Annotated in this window: 14 protein-coding genes; 5 read left to right on the top strand and 9 right to left on the bottom strand. The window is 55.6% G+C overall.

Annotation, left to right across the window (positions count from 1 at the left end; all coding sequences use genetic code 11):
• The first annotated feature begins 31 nt into the window (after positions 1-31).
• The gene (locus ACT3TF_RS08860) at positions 32-841 is read left to right on the top strand and encodes a sulfite exporter TauE/SafE family protein (protein WP_096281927.1); all 810 of its coding nucleotides are present in this window, start codon (positions 32-34) and stop codon (positions 839-841) included.
• A gap of 89 nt (positions 842-930) precedes the next feature.
• Here the strand turns inward: ACT3TF_RS08860 and ACT3TF_RS08855 are convergent, their stop codons facing one another.
• Entirely contained in the window at positions 931-2010 is a 1080-nt protein-coding gene (locus ACT3TF_RS08855) for an ATP-binding protein (protein WP_096281926.1), read from the bottom strand.
• Positions 2007-2765 carry a response regulator gene (locus tag ACT3TF_RS08850; protein WP_444672052.1) on the bottom strand — a complete coding sequence of 253 codons (759 nt, stop codon included), beginning with the start codon at positions 2763-2765 and terminating at the stop codon, positions 2007-2009. The genes ACT3TF_RS08855 and ACT3TF_RS08850 overlap by 4 nt, the downstream gene beginning before the upstream one ends.
• Positions 2766-2937: 172 nt before the next feature.
• Here ACT3TF_RS08850 and ACT3TF_RS08845 point away from each other — a divergent pair, with 172 nt between their 5' ends.
• From ACT3TF_RS08845 to ACT3TF_RS08830, 4 genes are all read left to right on the top strand, one after another.
• Entirely contained in the window at positions 2938-4098 is a 1161-nt protein-coding gene (locus ACT3TF_RS08845; RefSeq protein WP_444672051.1) for an efflux RND transporter periplasmic adaptor subunit, read from the top strand.
• Positions 4099-4116: 18 nt separating this feature from the next.
• Positions 4117-7236, top strand: coding sequence for a multidrug efflux RND transporter permease subunit (locus ACT3TF_RS08840; protein ID WP_444672050.1), 3120 nt, complete (start codon positions 4117-4119; stop codon positions 7234-7236).
• Between the two features lie 119 nt (positions 7237-7355).
• On the top strand, positions 7356-8870 hold the full coding sequence (locus tag ACT3TF_RS08835; RefSeq protein ID WP_441686501.1) for an MFS transporter: 1515 nt from the start codon (positions 7356-7358) through the stop codon (positions 8868-8870).
• 294 nt (positions 8871-9164) lie between these two features.
• Entirely contained in the window at positions 9165-10364 is a 1200-nt protein-coding gene (locus ACT3TF_RS08830; protein WP_096281922.1) for a Bcr/CflA family efflux MFS transporter, read from the top strand.
• Positions 10365-10489: 125 nt separating this feature from the next.
• Here the strand turns inward: ACT3TF_RS08830 and ACT3TF_RS08825 are convergent, their stop codons facing one another.
• The 7 genes from ACT3TF_RS08825 to ACT3TF_RS08795 all read right to left on the bottom strand — a co-directional run bounded on the left by ACT3TF_RS08825 (position 10490) and on the right by ACT3TF_RS08795 (position 17260).
• Positions 10490-11992, bottom strand: a complete 1503-nt coding sequence (locus ACT3TF_RS08825) for a tripartite tricarboxylate transporter permease (RefSeq protein ID WP_444672049.1) — start codon at positions 11990-11992, stop codon at positions 10490-10492.
• Complete coding sequence (locus tag ACT3TF_RS08820) at positions 11992-12444, bottom strand: tripartite tricarboxylate transporter TctB family protein (RefSeq protein WP_176483417.1); 453 nt, start codon at positions 12442-12444, stop codon at positions 11992-11994. Before ACT3TF_RS08820 ends, ACT3TF_RS08825 begins: the two co-directional genes overlap by 1 nt.
• A 53-nt stretch (positions 12445-12497) precedes the next feature.
• Positions 12498-13469, bottom strand: coding sequence for a Bug family tripartite tricarboxylate transporter substrate binding protein (locus ACT3TF_RS08815; RefSeq protein WP_096281919.1), 972 nt, complete (start codon positions 13467-13469; stop codon positions 12498-12500).
• Positions 13470-13543: 74 nt separating this feature from the next.
• Positions 13544-14245 (bottom strand): RraA family protein, encoded by a 702-nt coding sequence (locus ACT3TF_RS08810; protein WP_444672048.1) that lies wholly within the window; start codon positions 14243-14245, stop codon positions 13544-13546.
• Positions 14242-15213 (bottom strand): hydroxyacid dehydrogenase, encoded by a 972-nt coding sequence (locus tag ACT3TF_RS08805; RefSeq protein ID WP_096281917.1) that lies wholly within the window; start codon positions 15211-15213, stop codon positions 14242-14244. The genes ACT3TF_RS08810 and ACT3TF_RS08805 overlap by 4 nt, the downstream gene beginning before the upstream one ends.
• Positions 15210-16046 (bottom strand): citryl-CoA lyase, encoded by an 837-nt coding sequence (locus tag ACT3TF_RS08800; RefSeq protein ID WP_096281916.1) that lies wholly within the window; start codon positions 16044-16046, stop codon positions 15210-15212. The genes ACT3TF_RS08805 and ACT3TF_RS08800 overlap by 4 nt, the downstream gene beginning before the upstream one ends.
• Positions 16043-17260, bottom strand: a complete 1218-nt coding sequence (locus ACT3TF_RS08795) for a CaiB/BaiF CoA transferase family protein (RefSeq protein WP_441686491.1) — start codon at positions 17258-17260, stop codon at positions 16043-16045. Before ACT3TF_RS08795 ends, ACT3TF_RS08800 begins: the two co-directional genes overlap by 4 nt.
• Positions 17261-17336 lie beyond the last annotated feature (76 nt).

The following is a 17336-nucleotide window of genomic DNA, read 5'->3' as shown; positions in this document are numbered from 1 at the left end:
CCTGCTGTTTCGTTTCATCAGGAGAGTGCCGGTGTATAGCGTATTGCTAGTTTGTGGCGGGTTGGCGGGAGTGACCACCGTGTTGTTCGGTTTTGGTGGTGGGTTCGTGGTGGTTCCTTTGCTGTATATCCAGCTGATTACCGTCCATGGGCCGGATAGTGGTATCGGTCAGGCGGCCATGCATATTGCAGTGGCTACCTCGACGGCGTTGATGGTGTTTGCTGCTTCCCTGTCCACATGGCGCCACCATCAACGGAAGACCGTGCGATGGCACCTGGTGCGACCGCTGGTCGGCTATATCGCCGTGGGCGCTGTGCTTGGCGCGGCGGCTGCCGTGTCGTTAAGTGGCGAGTGGGTGCGCTGGGCATTCATCGGCTATCTGAGCATCACGATTGCGGATGCCGTTCTGCGGCCTGGTTTTCTGCATCAGTCGGAGAGTGATGTGCGTCCTATGGGGCGTGGGGTAACGGCGATGACGGGGACATTGATTGGTGCAGTGGCTGCCTTGCTAGGCGTGGGCGGTAGTGTAATGACCGTACCGCTCATGCGTCGTAGAGGCGCGAGTATGACGGCGGCCACTGCCATGGCCAATCCGTTGTCGTTGCCCATGGCGGTGAGTGGCAGCGCGACGTATGTGTTGCTGTCGGCAAATCACCCCGCGTGGGGGGGCTGGTATGCCGGTTATGTGGATCTGGGCGCCTTGTTGGTACTGGCGGTGGGCTCGTGGCTCGGTATCCGCTTAGCATCGACCTGGATCGGGCGCATTCCTGATCGTATTCATTCCAGGGTGTATCTGCTACTGCTGACCATGGTGCTTGTAGTGATGGTTTGCGTGCGTTGAGCGGTGCTTACTTGGGAGATGCCTGTTTTGTGGGTCGGGTCTTTATAGGGCGCAGGGCTTAAAAGATGAGAAGCTGGTTCATTCAAAAATCACGCACTATGTGATGGGGTGGGCCAGCGCAATTCGAAACAAGATCCACCTTCATCAGAGGGGTAGCATCTGGCCTCGCCATGGTGGGCTCTTGCAATCGCCGCGACTACCGCCAATCCGAGTCCACTTCCTTGCTTGTCTCTTGGCATACCACTGTCAACGTCTCGCGCATGCCGAAATGCCTTGAAAATCTGAGAAGCATATTCCTGCGGTATGCCTGGGCCGGTATCTATAACACGTAAAACACACCACCCATCATCCTGGCGCGTTTCGATGATAAGCGACCCTGGTGATGCATGCTGGCGAACGTTTTCCAGCAACGCAAGCAACGCCTGACGGATACGAACTGGGTCGCAGTACACGGTGCCCGATTGCAGATCAAAGATTGGATAATGTTTTGATGCATTCAGAGCATGCCTACAAAACTCAACGACTGATTCAATTTCAGCAGAAAGGTCACATTGCTTGATCTCAAGGTTCAGATGACCGCTTTCGGCTAAGCTTACGGCGCGAAGGTCTTCAATCAATTGTGCCATGCCATCGATTTGGGTAAGGAGACTCAGAAACTGGGATTTTTCGGGGGGAAATACGCCTTCTGCCAAGCCTTGCAGGCGTCCGCGTAAAATAGTAACCGGTGTACGCAGCTCATGAGCAATAGCTGCGTTCCAGAAAGTCATTTCCTTGGACATACGCTGTAATTGATCTGCCAAGGCATTGAAGTCGTTGGCTAACACAGCGGCCTCACCTAACGAGCGATCACCCGTAGTGGCGCGTGCGTCCAGGTCGCCTTGCGCGACGCGACGGATGCTTGCTGTTACGGAGTTTAGGGGTACCAGAATGCGACGCGCCAAGTGAATACCTACTATCACGGCGAACGTCAAACCAATCAACGTTGTGATAATGAGCCAAGCCCACTCTGGCCCAGCCGGAAACATGCTTGGATCGTTAATCGACCCCTGCCAAAAATGGAAGGCAATGAAATAGAACACATAAGAGGTCACCACGACTAGCAGCGTTATCCCAAAAGCCATCGCTGCCATGGTTAACGCGATTGTGCGGCTCAATCCGATGAGTTTCATTCTGTTCCCCACAGCCGATACCCAACGCCACGTATACCAACGGGTATGCCTCTCACATCGACGTCTTCCAGTTTTTTACGCAGCTTACTTATATGGCTGTCGACAGTGCGCTCAAGCGCCTCGCCCTCGGGTAGGCAGGTGGCTAACAGCTCAGCGCGGGTGCACACTTTTTTGGGCGCGCGCGCAAGGTGCGCCAGCAATCTGAATTCTGTGAGCGTCAACGCAAGGCTGTGCGAGTCTCCACCCACTTGGACGAAGGCTTCGTGTTGTTCCAGGTCGATCTCAAAGGGGAAAACCCTAAGTACATGGGATTGGTGGCTGGCATCAGCCATGGTGCGCCTTAACACTGCCTGAGTGCGTGCGACGACCTCGGCAGGGTTAAACGGCTTGACGACGTAGTCATCGGCACCAAAACGCAAACCCATCAGTTTATCGATATCCTGATCCATGGCGGTCAACATGATGACGGGCGTCTCACCACGATGGCGAACCTCTGACAGCACCTGCCAACCATCCATTTTAGGCATCATTACATCAAGTAAGACGAGATCGGGTTTCATCGACAAGTGCATTTCCAATGCTTTGCGTCCATCTTCTGCGTAGATGGTTCGGAGGCCTGCTCGTTTCAGATAAGCCTGAAGAATATCAGCGATCTCAGGCTCGTCTTCGACTATGAGAACCAGTGCTTGTAGGGCAGGAGAAGAGCTGGGCGACTGATGAGTCTTGGACATGTAAGTGCCTAATGAAACATTCATTGTATTCTCCATCATATCTACACATACCGTCGACGTGAATACCACGCTACAGCGATATAGTCCCCTTCAATTCTATTAGTAGGCAAATATTTGTCTATTTCTGCAAGAGCTGTGCATGAAGAGCTATTCATGAAGAGCTATGCATGAAGGACTATGCCTGAAGGAACTATCCATGACGATCGGCCCCTTTTACCGTAACGGTGGCTTCTGTGCCTTGCTGCTAACCGTGCTAACCGCCTGCGGTCCAGTTGAGCAAGCAGTCGCGCCGCCTCCTGCCCGAGTCTCTGTTGTGACTTTGGAGCCTGTTAGATTGGAGCTGACCGAAGACTTGCCGGCTCGGGTCGTGCCTTTTCAAGTGGCGGAAATTCGTCCGCAGATCAGCGGGATTGTCCAACGCCGCCTTTTCGAACAAGGAACCGACGTGAGTGCGGGGCAGTCACTATTCGAAATCAACCCAGCGCCGTTTCGCGCGGAGGTGGAAACGGCAGAAGCCGCTTTGCAGAAGGCTGAAGCCGAGCTTGCGCATGCCCGTTCGCAGTCAGCCCGGTTGGAGTCGCTGGTCAGGGGGCAGTCGGTGAGTCGCCAGGCGTATGACGATGCCGTCTCCAACAGTCAGCAAGCCGCCGCTGAGGTGGCCCAAGCGCGTGCCACGCTGTCGCGCCGCCGCCTTGACTTGGAATTCTCCACGGTGGCGTCCCCCATTGCAGGCCGAATTGATCAGGCGTTGGTAACGGAGGGAGCGCTGGTGGCCAGCAGCGATAGTACGCCCATGGCCCGTGTTCAGCAGATCGATAAAGTCTATGTCGATGTTCAGCGCTCGGCTTCCTCGCTCGACTCGCTTCAAGACGCGATGGCGGCGCAACCCTCCCTCGACAGTGGCTTACCGGTCACTATCCTCGGCAGCAACGGCACACCCTACGATGTGACTGGACACCTTCTTTTTTCGGGAATCAATGTGGACACCAGTACAGGTGACATTTTACTGCGAGTCCTCGTAGACAACCCTGAACGGCGCCTGTTGCCCGGTATGTTTGTACGTGCCCGCGTGCCGTATGCAAGCTATGGCGCTGCGTTGACGGTGCCGCAACAGTCCGTGGTGCGCATTGGCGGTAAGCCTTACGTGTGGTTGATTGGTGCCGGCGACAAGGCGGTGATGGTCTCAGTTGAGCTTGGTGAATTGGCGAACGGTCGTTATCGGGTGAAAACGGGAGTGACAGAAGGGCAGAAGGTCGTCGTCGAGGGTATAGAGCGACTGGCGGATGGGGGCGAGGTCAGCGCGACTGATTGGAACATGCCTATGCCTCTCAACGCCTCAGCGGCATCCTCTCACTAAGTTCTAGGAGTATCCGCAATGCCCCAGTTCTTCATCCAGCGCCCAGTCTTCGCATGGGTGGTCGCGCTGTTTATCATCCTGTTGGGCGTGCTCGCCATTCCGCAGTTGCCGGTTGCTCACTACCCCTCGGTAGCACCCCCTTCGGTGACCATCACCGCAACGTATCCCGGCGCCACACCGCAGACCATGAACGATGCGGTGCTCAGTCTCATCGAACGCGAACTATCCAGCGTCAAGAACCTGCTGTACTTCGAGTCGTCGGCCGACGCTTCTGGATCGGCTTCTGTCATCGCCACATTCAAGCCCGGGACGAATCCAGAGCTGGCCCAAGTGGATGTGCAGAATAGACTCAAGGCAGTCGAACCTCGGTTACCACAGGTGGTGCGTCAGGATGGGCTGAGCGTAGAGTCAGCGTCATCCAGTTTTCTGATGATCGTGGGGCTGAATTCTGAGGATGGGCGCTTTGATGAGCTTGCCCTGAACGATTATATGGCGCGCAATATCGTCGAAGAGCTGCGCCGTATTGACGGTGTCGGTCGTGTTCAGTTGTTCGGTGCTGAGCAGGCGATGCGAATCTGGATAGAGCCGGAGATGCTGATGGCTTTCGGCTTGTCGGTGAATGATCTCTCGACCGCGATTATGGAGCAGAACGCACAGATTGTGCCGGGTAGCATCGGTGCGTCTCCGGCGTTACCAGGCCAAAAGGTGTCCTCGTTGTTGACCGCACAGGGGCAATTGAATACGCCGGAAGCGTTCGCCGCTATCGTACTTCGCACTAATGTCGACGGCTCCAACGTGGTGCTGGGCGATGTGGCGCGAGTCGAGTTGGGTGCCCAATCCTACGGCTTCTCCAATCGTGAGAATGGCCAGCCAGCGACCGCGGCGGCTATACAGCTGGCTCCCGGTGCCAACGCTGTCCGCACGGCGGAAAGTGTGCAGGCGCGTTTGGCTGAGTTAAATGAGGCTCTACCCGCGGGCATGAGTTCATCGATCCCCTTTAATACGGCCCCGTTCGTTAAAATTTCTATCGAGAAGGTCATCCATACCCTCATCGAGGCGATGGTACTGGTTTTCCTGGTGATGTTGCTGTTTCTACAGAACATCCGTTACACGCTGATTCCCGCACTGGTCGCGCCGATTGCGTTGTTGGGAACCTTCACGGTGATGCTGCTGGCAGGTTTCTCAATCAATGTTTTGACGATGTTCGGTATGGTGTTAGCGATTGGCATCATCGTCGATGACGCGATCGTGGTGGTCGAAAACGTTGAGCGCATCATGGCCAAAGAGGGACTGTCGCCAAAGGACGCCACTATCAAGGCAATGAAGGAAATCACTGGCGCGGTGGTGGGTATCACTCTGGTATTGACGGTGGTGTTTATCCCGATGGCTTTCTCAAGTGGTTCGGTCGGTGTGATCTATAAGCAATTCGCGCTGACGATGGTGGTCTCGATTTTGTTCTCAGCGTTTCTGGCGTTGACGTTGACACCGGCGCTATGTGCAACCCTTCTCAAGCCCATTAAGCCGGGTCACCACGACAAAAGCGGCTTTTTCGGCTGGTTCAACCGGGCGCTTAAAAGCATGACCGCCCGTTACGAATCGCGTGTGGGGCGACTCGTCGCTCGCAGCGGTCGATTCATGTTGGTGTTTGTGGTCATCGTAGGCGTGCTGGTGATCGCTTTGCGCCAGTTACCTTCGGCTTTTTTGCCGGAAGAGGATCAAGGCTATTTCATGACCAGTATCCAGTTGCCCGCCAATGCGACCACTGAGCGTACCTTGGATATCGTCAAGGCGTATGAGTCTTACGTCATGGCGCGCCCTGCAGTGGATGGCAATATGTCTATTTTGGGGTTTGGATTCTCGGGATCCGGCGCGAATACGGCGCTGACGTTCACCACGCTAAAGGAGTGGGGGCAACGCGACGGCGCCACGGCGGCGAGTGAAGCGGAAGGGGTTCAGCAGGCAATGAGTCAACTAAACGAAGGGACGGTGATGAGCATGTTGCCGCCGGCCATTGATGAATTGGGTACCAAGTCCGGCTTTACGATGTTCTTGCAGGATCGACGCAACCAGGGGGCGGCCGCCCTTAAGGCTGCCGAGACGACGCTGCTGGAACTGGCGGCGCAGAGCAAGGTGGTCAGCGACGTCTATTCCGACGGCCTTCCGGAAGGTGCGAGCATTCGTCTTGATATTGATCGTCAAAAAGCCGAAGCGCTCGGGGTATCGTTCGCCAACATTAGCGAAATTCTGTCGACTGCGATGGGGTCGTCATACATTAACGATTTCCCGAATGAGGGGCGGATGCAGCAGGTGATTATGCAAGCGGATGCGTCGGCACGCATGCAGGTCGGCGACGTGCTCAAGCTTCACGTGCGTAATAGCAGGGGAGGCATGGTGTCCATGTCAGAGGTAGTTACCCCAGTGTGGGACGAAACACCGCTACAAATGGTGCGCTATCTGGGCTATCCCGCCACCAGCATTTCCGGGAGTGCGGCTGCGGGCGCCTCCACCGGTGACGCGATGGCTGAAATGGAGCGTCTGGCGCAGCAACTTACGCCCGGCTTCGCCGTGGCCTGGACGGGGCAGTCCCTTCAGGAGCGCCAGTCCGCTGCCCAGGCACCCATGCTTGTTGCGCTGTCAATCCTGGCGGTGTTTCTGGTGTTAGCCGCTCTCTACGAAAGCTGGACCATTCCGCTATCGGTCATACTGGTTGTCCCGCTGGGGTTGCTGGGGGCGGTGGCCGCCATGTTGCTGCGTGACCTGCCTAACGATGTTTTCTTCAAAGTCGGTATGGTCACCGTGATCGGATTGTCTGCGAAAAATGCGATTCTGATCGTTGAGTTCGCAAAACAGTTGCGTGGGCAAGGTAAGGGGCTGATGGAGGCCGCGGTGGAAGCCGCCAGCCTGCGCCTGCGTCCGATTCTTATGACCTCACTCGCTTTCGGTTTGGGGGTAGTGCCGTTGATGGTCGCGTTTGGCGCCAGCGCCAAAACTCAGCATGCGATAGGTACGGGGGTGTTCGGCGGTATGGTCAGTGGGACGCTGCTGGTCATCCTCTTCGTCCCGGTGTTCTTCGTTTTCGTAATGGGCCTTCAGGAGCGAGTTAGTGGCTGGAGAGCTCATAACGGCAAGGCACCTTAATGGCCATGCGGTGACAGGCTTTTGCCTGTCGTGCTAACGCTGTCGGCGCTCTCTGTGCCAGCCGTCCTGCCAGTGGCAGCGTTGGAAGTTACATCCATTATTTAGGAGTTAAGTGTCTAATGCTTTCTGCTATCCCACAACGTTGGCTAGTGCTGTTTGCCGTCATGCTGGCGTTCCTGCCTGTTGTCATCGACATGACGATTCTGCACGTCGCGGTACCTGTGCTGACGCCAGCACTGGGTGCCACTGGTACTGAGGTGCTGTGGATCATCGATATTTATCCGTTGTTGATGGCGGGCATGCTGGTGCCGATGGGCACCCTGGCTGACCGCGTCGGTACACGCCGTGTGTTGCTGACCGGGCTTTTCGTGTTCGGGGTGGCGTCACTACTGGCGGCTTTCTCAACGACACCCGCCCAGTTGATTGGTGCCCGAGTGCTGCTCGCCATTGGCGGATCGATGATCATGCCCTGTGTTCTGGGCGTCATACGCAAAACCTTCGAAGACGAGCGCGAGCGTGCGATGGCGCTTGGCTTATGGGGAACGGTGGGGGCCGCAGGCGCAGCAGTGGGCCCATTGATTGGTGGCGCCTTGCTGGAACATTACTGGTGGGGTTCGGTATTCCTCATCAATGTGCCCATCATGTTAGTGGTTGCGCCGGTCGCCTATGCACTGCTGCCGCGCCGCGAGGCTACGACACCCGGCAAATGGGCGTTCGGTCAGGCCCTGATCCTGCTTGTTGGCATCATCGCGGTGGTCTATGGCACCAAGTCTGGGATGGGAGCGGGACAGCCGCTGTGGCGGGCTGGATTAGTGCTCTCCCTGGGATTAGTGATGCTGGCTTGGTTTACACGTATCCAGTTGCGCTCGCCGGTGCCGATGCTGGACTTATCGCTATTTCGCCATCCGGCCATCGTCGCTGGCATGGTGATGGCGTTAGTGGCTTCTGGCGCACTGGCAGGCGTCGAGCTGACGCTGGCGCAAGAGCTCCAATATGTGCTGGGCAAGACGCCGCTGCAGGCCGGCCTTTTCATGGTGCCTATCATGGCGGCCGCAGCAGTCGGTGGGCCCGTTGCCGGTTACTTGTCCAACCGGTTTGGCTTGCGGCTGGTTGCTAGTATGTCGATGGCGTTCGCGGCAGCTGCTTTGGCCTATATGGCACATGCTGACTTCCACGCACCTGACTGGACCGTACCAACAGCGTTGGCCGTGCTGGGGTTAACTCTTAGCATCGGTCTGACCGCTTCTTCGATTGCTATTATGGGGGCAGTGGACGCCAGTAAAGGAGGGGCTGCAGGCTCTTTGGAAGCCACTGGCTATGAATTGGGCAGCGGGCTCGGCATCACCCTGTTCGGGGTTTTCATGGCCAGCGTGTACACCAACACCATCGCGCTGCCGTCACCCTTGGATCCAGCCCTCGGTGCACAGGCCGCACGCTCAATCAGCGACAGCATCGTTGTGGCACAAGGGCTGGCCGCAGATCAGGCGGAGGCACTCATCAATGCCGCGAAGGCGGCATTCTCTACCACGCACTCTATCTTGCTAACCACTGCTGCAATTCTCATCGCTTTGCTGTCGGTGGTGGTGTTTCTAATGCTGGGTGGCTACCAAGACAAGCCAGGAGCGCACGAGTGATGGTGGTCGGATTCCGGCATATCCATGCGTTACTAGCCACGGCATTAGCTGCTAAAGTAAATGTTGCGGGCTGCCATGGTGGCCCCATCTATGTGTCCCGCCCATCGAACAGTTGATCAACAGTCGCCTTACCTTCGCAGCCCTGCTAGTGAGCCGCCTACCGGTGATTGAGACTGCCGGCGTGTTTTGTCGATTACCGTCCAGTAGCGTATACCTCATGATTGCCTTGATAGCGACACTCGGTATCATATACCTAAGGTTGTCTATCATTACGCCCTTTGACCGCGAGCTTCTATGACCCAATCTAAAACGCCCTTCATTGTGGTGCTGAGCCTGGCAATGACCATGATGCTGGGCCCGTTTTCCATGGATACGTATCTGCCGGCCTTTCCGGTCATCGGCGAATCGCTGGGTATTTCTCAGCAGGCGGTATCGCTAAGCGTTTCCGTGTATGTATTCGCGATGGCGGTGGGGCAGTTGATCGGCGGTGCGCTTTCAGACCGTTTCGGGCGACAGCGGGTGCTGATGAGCGGGCTGGCGATTTTTGCGCTTTCAAGCATCGTCATCGGCATGTCGGATTCCTTGAACATGCTGCTCGTCGGGCGGGCCGTTCAGGCTCTTGGCGCCGGTTTTACTTTGGTATCTGTGCCGGCACTGGTGCGCGACCGGGTGGCGGGCCGCGACGCCGCGAAACTGTTCTCGATGATGGGCTTTATCATGGTGTTGGCACCGGGCATTGCCCCGAGCGTGGGCAGCGCGATTCTATCAATAGGCTCCTGGCACACTATTTTTTTCGCCTTGGCGGTATACGCGGTGCTGCTGGTGCCGTTGCTGGTGCGGGTGCTGTTTACCGGCACGGGCAAGGTGTCTCGAGTGAAAAGCCCTAAGATGAGCCTGCTGGCGCGTTACAAGCTGGTACTGTCGACAAAGCAGGCGCTACCGTTCATCGTTTGGCAGGCCGCATCTTTTTCTACCCTAATGATGTTCATCACCTATGCGTCATTTATCTATCAGGGGCATTTCGAACAGTCGCCCTCAAGCTTTTCGGTGCTGTTTGCGGCGAACATCGTCGCGATGCTTATCTTCAATATTCTCAATCGTGTTCTACTTTCCAGGCTGCCGTCGCTGCGCATTCTGCAGTTGGCGACGGGCTGTCAGGCGGTCGGCATACTCTTGCTGCTGATGGCTGCCTTCATGGACTGGTCAATGTACGCTTTCCTGGCCGCCATGATGCTGACCATCGGCACGGTGGGGGCGATCTCACCGAATATCCAGGCCTGCTTTTTGGAGTACTTTCCCACCAGTGGTGGAACGGCCGCCGCGCTTCTGGGGGCCGCCCAGTTCGGTGTTGCCGGGCTGCTGAGCGCATTGTCCGCCATGTTGCCGCATTCGCTTGAAGCGGTCATTCTGGCCATGGCCGCCTGTGGTTTGGTGGCGTATCTGATGCTTGGCCGCTCTATCATCAAAGGGCGTGCCGCCGTCGAGGCGCCCTAGATCAGGCGGCAAACCCTTACGTGTTTGGCCATTAAGGCTGAAAATGCAAACACCCCGCTTTTAAAGGCGGGGTGTTTGCTCTTTACGCTTCTTCAATACCATCAACAATAAACACGCGGTAATCTTTAGCCTTGAGTAAGCGCGCGGCGTGCTTTAAGCGTGGAAAAAAAGCTCCATAGCATGATAAAGGCAGCAATGGAGAGGATGGTTGCGCTAATAGGCCTATTAATGAAGGTCGCAAAATCACCCGATGAGAGCAGCATGGCGCGGCGGAAGTTGTCCTCCATCATCGGCCCTAGTACAAAACCCAAAATGAGGGGCGCTGCAGGGAAAGCCAGTTTGCGCATTAAAACGCCCAGGGCACCGAAGATCATCACCAGTAGCACATCAAAGGCACTGTTATTGACGCTGTAGGTGCCCAGACAAATGAACATCAATACGACTGGAAAAAGAAGATGATAAGGAACGGCAAGCAGGCGCACCCATATTCCAATAAGGGGGACGTTAAGAATGACCAGCATAATATTGCCGATCCAGAAGCTCATGACCAACCCCCAAAAAAGGCTGGGCTCCTCTGTCATCAAGCCGGGCCCTGGCGTAACGCCATGGATGATGAGCGCACCTAACATTAATGCCATTGTCGGGCTGCCGGGTATACCCAAGGCCAGAGTTGGGATGAAAGACGTTTGGTCAGCTGCGTTATTGGCGGATTCTGGAGCCATGATGCCTTCAATTGCCCCTTTACCAAATCGGCTTGGATCTTTGGATGAGCGCTTTTCCACCGCATAAGCGATGAAGGCAGCGAGTGAGGGGCCTGTTCCCGGTAGGGCGCCAAAGAATGAGCCGATGCTTGAGCCACGCAGCATCGGGAGCCACGAACGTCGCATGTCATCCCGTGTAGGTTTCATGGCGCGTAGCGTGAGGTCAGACGATTTAAAGCGGTTTGCCTTAACACTGCCAACGCTAATAATGAGTTCCGCAACCCCAAACACCCCCATGGCAAGCGCTACAAGGCTAATGCCATCACCGAGTTCCGGGATACCAAAAGCAAAACGTTGTGTGCCTGTGTAAACGTCGGTACCGATACTGCCCAGGAAAATACCTAGCATGACCATGACGAACCCTTTGACTGCCGAGCCATCAGCAATACCGGTCGCCGCAATCAGCCCAAGCAGCATTAATGAGAAGTACTCAGCGGGGCCCATGCTCAGTGCATATTGTGCTATCACTGGTGCGAATAGCGTCAGGATGACGATGCCGATGGAGCCGCCAACGAAAGAGGCCACTGTAGTCATAAAGAGGGCAACGGCACCACGACCTTTTTGCGCCATAGGGTAGCCATCCAAACAGACCACCGCATTGGCAGGCGTGCCTGGCACGTTAAGCAGGATAGACGCCGTGCTGCCACCGTAACTCGTGCCGTACCATATTCCCGCCAGCATTATGAGTGCTGATGTCACTTCCATATGAAACGTTATGGGAAACAACATGGAAATGGCTGCTAAAACGCCAACACCAGGTATAACGCCAAGTAATGTTCCTAGAAACACGCCAACAAAGCAGTAAAACAGATTGCTAAGTGAAAGCGCCGTATGCAGGCCAAGCGAAAGATTGCCAAAAAAGTCCATTAGAATGCCCACCTGAAGATCGGTATGTTCATGCCAAGTGCCAAGCGGAAGATCAAAATGGCTGCCAGGATGAGAAAGGCGATGAGTGCCAAAACCGTCTTAATTCGCAGCTGCTTATCGGCAAGCGAAGTGATCAGTGTTAACAGGAAAATTGCAGGCACTAAGCCAACACGTGGTACGGCGAGAGAGAAGAGCAAGATTCCGCCGAGGATTGCAGTCAGTGGACGCCATTCAATGCTAGGCATCGGAAAACGCGGGCGCGATGCGCCTCCAATGGAAAGCATTATTCCCAGTAGGGCAATAATCAATCCTATGCCCATAGGAACCATGCCAGGCCCCATGCGCTGAAGTGTCCCCAGGTTATAATGCGTAGAAGCATAGGCGGCAATGATAAGGCCAAGGGCTGCCAGTGCCATTCCCGTAATAATGTCAACAATATCGCGATTTAGCATAATGATGTCTCCCATAAGGCCGAGCAAATAAGTAAATGCCCGGCCTTAAATGATCACTCCACTGTCGCGCCCGAGGTGCTGACGGCTTCAGCCCAACGCTCATACTCGGCCTGCAGATAAGCCTCAAGTTCATCAGCAGAGCCGCCCTCTACCGTACTGCCTTCGCTCTCTATCGTTTCGATCAGGCGCTCATCCTGAAGGGCCTGATTGATAGCGGCGTTAAACGTTGCGACTACATCGTCAGGAAGACCGGCAGGACCGACCACCGCTTTCCAATCGGAGGCTTCAAAACCTTCATAGCCTAATTCGGCTATCGAGGGAACATCGGGTAGCGCCGCGTTACGCTCAGCCGAGGTAACCGCTAACGCTTTTAATGAGCCTGATCGGATATGCGACAATAAGCTGGGAAGGCTGGCAGTAACAAAGTCCACATGCCCGCCAATGGCGTCCGTTACTGCTTGGGCCGCACCGGGGTAGGGTACATGCATGAACTCTACGTCTGCTTGGTCGCTAAATACTTCCATTGACAGGTGACTTACCGTGCCAGAGCCGGGCGTACTCATGGACACTTTGCCGGGGTTTTCTCTGGCGGCGGCGACTAAAGATTCAAAATCTTCGTAGGCCGAGTTCTGGTTAACGGCTAGAACCATGGGTTGAGAACTAATTAGCGCAATAGGCGTAAAATCATTCAATGAGTCATAGGGAATGCTGGCGTAAAGTGTCGGGTTAATCGCCATGTTAGACGTTTGCCCCATGCCCATCACCTGCCCATCATTTTTAGCACGAGCGAGTTGTGAAAGGCCGATGTTGCCGCCCGCTCCGCCTCGGTTCTCAATAACGAAGTTCCATCCTTGCTGCTCGGAGAGCTTCTCCGTTAGTACGCGTGAGGCAAAATCGGTACCTCCACCGGCGGAGAAGGGCACAATAAAGTCGATGGATCCTTTGGGATAGGATTGGGCCATTCCTACAGCCGGAAGTATAAGCAATGCAGCGCAGGCGATAGATTTTAAGGCGTTGTTTTTCATAGCGTGTTCCTTGTTTATGTTGTCGTACGGCTTATTGTTGTGTGCTGAAGTAACGTTGTATGCTGACGTAGTAGCTAAAGCGGACAGCCTTTCTTACGCAGGATGGAATCGAAGCGCTCGCGGTCGATCTTGCCGGTTTCATTCTGCGCACGTATGCGCGCTTCTTGCTCTGCCTGGGACTGACACAGGCTTAAAAGCGCCTCGGCTTCACTGGCGGGGATAGCGATAACGCCGTCAGCGTCACCCAGAATTAAGTCGCCAGGCATCACTGTCATGCCTGCACATGAAATGGGCGTATTTATCTGGCCAGGGCCGTCCTTGCTGGGGCCACGGTGAACATGGCCGCGGGCGTAAACGGGTAAAATGCCTTCGGCCCATTCAGCGACGTCGCGCAGCGCGCCATCAATTACGAAGCCACCCAGTTGGCGGGCAATCGCTGTTGTGCGCATCAGGCCACCGATCACCGCGGTGGAAAGGTCGCCGCCCCCGTCGATAACGATAATGTCGCCTGGTTGGGCGCGTTGTATTGCGACGTGCACCATGAGGTTGTCACCTGGGCGGGTACGTACCGTAATAGCCGTACCACACATGGTGAGCCCAAGGTCGTTGTGATAAGCGCTAAGTCCTACTGCGCCCGTATGGCGCCCCATCACATCGCCTGCATGAGCGACAGGCACTTGCTTAAAGGCGGTCAGCAGCTTTTGCGTTAGCGTGGTTTGACGTGGTTGAACAGCAAAGCCAGCAGGCCAGTTTTCGCCATCAAGAGTCGTGCTCATTGAGTTATCTCCAGTAAGTGTTCGTTGACGATGCGTCCATGCGCAGGGGGATGCCCTGCCAGCAGTGCCAAGGCATTTTCGGCAGCGGCACGGGCAGTCAGTGCTAGCGCTGCATCGCTATTGCCGCCTACATGTGGAGTGAGTACCACTTGGGGTAAGCGCAGAAGAGGATGATTTTCGGGAGGAGGCTCAATGTTCAAGGTATCCAGTCCTGCGCCCTTTAGACGGCCAGCCATGATGGCGTCGGCCAGGGCATTCTCATCAATGAGCCCACCGCGTGCGGTATTGATCACAATGGCACCCGAGTGGAGCTTCGCGAGTGCTGCGGCATCAATTAGGTTTTGGGTAGAGGGCAGCAGCGGGCAGTGCAGAGAGAGCACATCGCTACTGGTTAGCAGGTCGTCTAGGCTAGCCGCCTTAAAAATACCTTCTGGCATGGCTTCAAGAGCGGGGTCATAGGCGATGACGCGCATACCAATGGCATTGGCCATTCGGGCGACATGGCGTGCGATGGTGCCGCAACCCACCAGTCCCAGCACGCGGCCTGAAAGCTGTAAGCCAGGAGTTTGTCGCGGCCATTCTCCGGCACTGATACGTTGGCCCAGATCCGAGACATTACGCGCCACGGTGATCATCAGGCCTATGGCTAGCTCAGCGACTGATTGCGCGTTGGTATCACCGACGACTGTTACAGGAATGCCCAGCTCAGCCGCTGCTTGAATATCTACCGCGTCATGGCCTACGCCATGGCGGGATATCGTGCGCAGCCCTTGGCAGGATGCAATGGTTGCTTTGTTCAGCGTGAGCGTGCGTGCGATGACGGCGTCAATGGGCTGGCTGGCCATTATCTCACCCAGGCTATCTTCCTCCCCTTTGGGGATGAATAGCAGGCGGCAGCCTGCTTGCTCCAGCACATCCCTGCCTTCATCAGCCAGGCGTGGGGCTGTCACCAGAATCGTATAACTCATGGCTGGTCGCCTTCCTGCTCAACACTACGGGGAGCATGGCCGGTATAGGTCCAGGTTTCGGTGCGGGGGAGTGGGCCTTTATTGCGCTCAGGTCGCTGCATCTGTTCCCAGGCATGGCTCATGATGCCTACCGAACGAGATAGCACGAACAGACCACGACATAGCGCTGGTGGAAATCCTAGTGCTGCATAAATAGCGCCGGTTGCACCATCCACATTCATTGGAATTACGCGACTGCGGCCTTGGGATATCTGGCGCTCAACTTCTTCTGCAATATCGGCAAAATGCGTATTGATGCTGTTGTCGGCAGTGGCGCGTAGAACCTCCATCAATTTTGGAGCACGCGGGTCTTTGGGATGGAAGCGATGCCCGAATCCTGGGATATAGCGCACGCCACGTTCTTTAAGCTTGGCAAGCTCGGTATGAGTGGCGGAGGTAATATCCTCACCAGCTTCACAGCGTGCCTGGATAGCGTTATATAGCGCCACGCACTGCTCGCCCGCCCCGCCATGTACATCGCCTAGTACGTTGGCTGCAGAAGCCATGGCGTTGTTGATGCCTACACCACAGGTGGAGGCTATGCGCGCAATGGCGATAGATGGCGCTTGTGGCCCGTGGTCAATGGCGCTCATCAGTACCGTGCTTAACAGAGAGGCTTGGGCTGCACTGGGTAGATCGCCACGTAGCATCAACCAGATCATTTCCGGGAAGCCGACCTTGCCAATCAGATCCTCAATAGCGTAGCCGTGGTAGCGGATTATGCCGGGGTGCATTTCTATGATATCGGTAGACCACCAGTCTTCACCGGCGGTACGGCGGTTCTCTTCATTCATTTTTCCGTCTCTTTGGTTGTTATGTCTGGATGAGTGAAGGCGGCGCGTGCGGCAGCGTCATAGCCGAGCTCTGCAAGAATCGCATCGGTGTCCTGACCCAATGTGGGAGGCGGAGTTTTGGGTTCAGGGTCGCCGCTGCCCAGGCGAAAACCTGAGCGCACGACTGAAAGGTTTGTCTGGCCGATAACATTTGGGAAAGTGCGTGTTAATTCGCGCTCTTTTACTTGGGGGTGGCGAAGCGCCTGGGGAACGGTGAGCACTTCTCCTGCAGGTATGCCATGGGCATTCATGCGTGTTGCCCACTGCTCAGCAGAGGCGGTTTGTAAGGCGGTTTCCAGCTCGGTGGTTAGAGCGTTACGATGACGCTTGCGTTCTTCGCGCAGTTGAAAACGTGGGTCGGATATCAAGTCCACGCGCTCAATCAACTGACACAGAATCTCGAACTGTTCTTGCTTATTCGCTGCGATGTTCAACAAACCATCACCAGTACGGAAGGTGCCGGATGGTGCCGCCGTTGTATTTTGGTTTCCCATAGGAAGTGGCTCAATGCCACACGTCAGCCAGTTGGACACCACCCAGCCCATAGTGCCCATCATCGATTCCAGCATGGATACATCAATGACCTCACCGTGCCCGGTTTTATGCCGTCCGACCAAAGCGCTTGAAATGGCGAAAGCTGCGGTCATACCACCGATGGTGTCGCAAACGGGGTAGCCAACGCGCAGTGGTGCAGACGTTTCATCGCCTGTCACACTCATTACTCCGGAAAGACCCTGGATGATCTGATCGTAAGCAGGGTTTTTCGCCAGTGGGCCGGTTTGTCCAAAACCTGAAATAGCACAGTAGATCAGGCGTGGATTAAGCGCTTGCAGGCTCTCATGGCCAAGGCCAAGTCGGTCCATTACGCCAGGGCGAAAGTTTTCGACCAGTACATCGGCGGTCTGTACCAGTTTGCGAAAAGCCTGCTTACCTTGGTCGGATTTTAAGTTGAGTTCGATCGAGCGCTTGCCGGCATTTTGGGCGAGAAATGAAACCCCCATCAGCTGGGCATTTAGTTCGGGGTCGGCTCCTAGCTGGCGGGCCAAATCTCCACTGCCGGGCTGCTCAACTTTGATGACATCGGCACCTTGCTGAGCTAACTGATAGCAGCAATAAGGACCAGCAAGTACATTGGTTAGATCCAGTACCCGAATCCCTTCTAACAAATCAGACATGGGGCTTGCCGAATGCTGTAATTTTGATGAGCACCATAATGGTTCCTTTTTGTTCTGTCAGGCATAATGGTGTTCT

The organism is Halomonas sp. AOP25-F1-15 (assembly GCF_052378675.1).
GTDB classification, from domain to species: domain Bacteria; phylum Pseudomonadota; class Gammaproteobacteria; order Pseudomonadales; family Halomonadaceae; genus Vreelandella; species Vreelandella casei.
Note: the sequence above shows the minus strand (reverse complement) of the source record. Positions and strands in the feature narration are given on the sequence as shown.